This window comes from Micromonospora sp. NPDC049580 (assembly GCF_040675595.1).
Classification (GTDB): domain Bacteria; phylum Actinomycetota; class Actinomycetes; order Mycobacteriales; family Micromonosporaceae; genus Micromonospora.
The window spans coordinates 1-2,360 of record NZ_JBFAPG010000691.1; the positions used below are offsets into that span (position 1 = coordinate 1).

Annotated in this window: 1 protein-coding gene and 1 pseudogene; both read right to left on the reverse strand. The window is 76.1% G+C overall.

Translation table 11 applies throughout. The annotated features are described in order from the left end of the window. Positions 1–490: 490 nt before the first annotated feature. Positions 491–676 (reverse strand): annotated as a pseudogene (locus AB0J68_RS31055) (hypothetical protein); the annotation flags it as partial. Beyond that, the coding region (locus tag AB0J68_RS31060; RefSeq protein ID WP_363942314.1) for a PspC domain-containing protein at positions 673–2,360 on the reverse strand (1,688 nt) is incomplete at its 5' end. The gene AB0J68_RS31060 and the pseudogene AB0J68_RS31055, both read right to left, overlap by 4 nt.

The window sequence follows — 2,360 nt, forward strand, 5'->3', positions numbered from 1 at the left end:
GGCCGGGTCAGGATTCCCGCCGTCGGCCCTCCCGCTCGTCCGCCGGATCGTCGCCGGTCGCCGTGCTCGGGTGGTCGGGCCGGGGCTGCTCGTCGGCCCCGTCGCCGGGCCGGTCGGGGACCGGCGCCGCCGGCGACTCCGACGCGACGTGGGCCAGCCAGGCGGGGTGGATGGCGTCCGCCGACGCCTCCGGTGCCCGGATCTCGGCGGTCGACGCCTCCGGCAGACGCATCTCGGCGGTCGGCGCCTCCGGTGCCCGCAGGGCCACGGTGGGTGCCTCTGGCGCCGGTCCCGGCAGGGGAGCGTCCCAGGTGGAGTGTTCGGCGGTCCAGGCCGGAAGGCCCGCGCCGGAGGTCGGGGCGGGCACCCCGGAGGTCGGCACGCCGGGCTCGGCGGCGCCCGTGACCGGCCCGGACGCCGAGGTCGGCGTGCCGGGCTGCTGGGCCGCGATGGTGGCCGGGTCGGCGACGTCGTTCGGCTCCGGGCGGCCGGAGCGGCCGGAGCGCAACGCGCCGACCAGACCGAAGATCCCGATCAGGATCAGCGCGCCGGCCAGGAACCAGCCGACCGGCGGCAGCGCGAGCCCGAGCAGTTGGGCGAGCAGCCACCAGGCCGACAACGCCAGGAACACCAGCCCGAAGGCGAACGAGAGCAGGTCCGTACGGTGAGCCTTCACCGGGTCACCTCCAGGTTGCCGGCATTGACGTGGATGTACAGGCGCAGCTTCCCGCCGCCGGGACCGTCCGCGCCCAGGTCGGTGGACTCCCGCAGGCGGCCGTCGATCCCGCCGGAACGGTTGCCGAAGATGGTGGCGTCGCCGGCGTTGACGTCGGCCACGGTGGTCACGTCCACGTTCGGCGGTACGACAACCGTCGCCTGCCCGAAGTTGATCGCGACGGTCACCTCGCTGTCCTGCTTCGTGAAGTCGATGCCCCGCAGGTCGAGCACGGCGTCACCGAAGCTGTTCTCGTACCGGTTGGCGAGGTCGCGGTAGTCGGTGGGCGCCCAGGTGACCGCGCCGTCCACGCCACGGATGCGGTCGTAGGACTCGGCGACCGTGGCGGTTCCCAGAGCCGCGGCGGTCACCAGGCCGAGCGCGATCAGCCAGCGGGCCCGCCCGAACCAGGTGCCGACCAGCAGCCCCAGCCCGATCGTGGCCAACGCGGCCGCGAAGTACGCCGAGGCGCCGACGGCGAAGACGTCCAGCAGGTCGAGCAGGGCGACCACGCCGAGGGCCAGGAAGATCAGCGAGAAGGTCACCGCGCCGAGCGGTGAACGCTCCCGGGGCCGCTTCGGCGGCTTCGGTGGTTTGGGCGGCGGATACGCGGCCGGGGCCGGCGCGGCGTACGGGCCGTGTGGCGCGAACGGTGGGCGGTACCCGCCCGGCGTCGCCGCGGTCGGGTAACCGGACGGACCGGCGGGCACTGCGGTCACCGGCGCCGACGGCCAGCCGGCGGTGGGGGTGACCTCCGTGGCCGTGCCGCTGCCCGGCCAGCCCTGCTCGGGTGCCGGCCAGGTGGCCTCCTGCGGCCCCGTCGTGGCGCCGGCCGGCTGCGCGGACACCGGCCCCGCCCCGGACGACAGCGCCGCCCCGGACACCGGCTGCGCGCCGACGAACGGCTGCGTGGCGGTGGCCGGCTGGGTGCCGTGGACGGGCGCGGGTGCGCTCGGCGTCTCACCCGGCGCCGCGGCGGCGTACGCCGGAGCGCCACCGGCCAACGGCGCGGTCGCCAGCGGCCCGGTGGACGGCACCGCGCCGTACGTCGGAGCGGGCCAGGCGACCGGCGGGACCGGCCCGGGTGGCGTACCGGTCGGGTTGGGCGGCACCGGTCCACCCGGGGCGCCGGGCTGTGGTCCACGACTGTCCCGGTTGAGCAGCAACGCGCCGCCGATCAGGATGGCCGCGCCGAGCAGCACCGCGCGGAAGGCGTCGGTGACGATGTAGCCGAAGCTGGCCGCCACCAGGATGCCCAGCACGATCACGGTCACCGGGGACATGCTGGAACGGCCGCGCCCCAGCATCGACTCCACCGGGGATGCCGTGTCGCCCTCGTTCGGGATGATCAGCCAGGCGGCGACGTACACCAGGATGCCGATGCCGCCGAAGAACCCGAGCACCGCGAGCAGCACCCGCCAGAGCACCGGATCGGTGTTGGTGGCTCGTCCGATCGCCGCGCAGACCCCGGCCAGGTAACGGCCGTCGCGCGGTCGGACCAGCCCGTACCGCGAGGTGAAGCCGGTGCCGCCCAGCGGCCCCACGGACGGCCCCGGCCCACCGGGCCCTCCAGGCGTACCCGCGCCCCCGCCGGGCCCACGCCCCGCCGGCCGCCCGGCTTGAGCGGGGTGAAGTAGGTGATGTG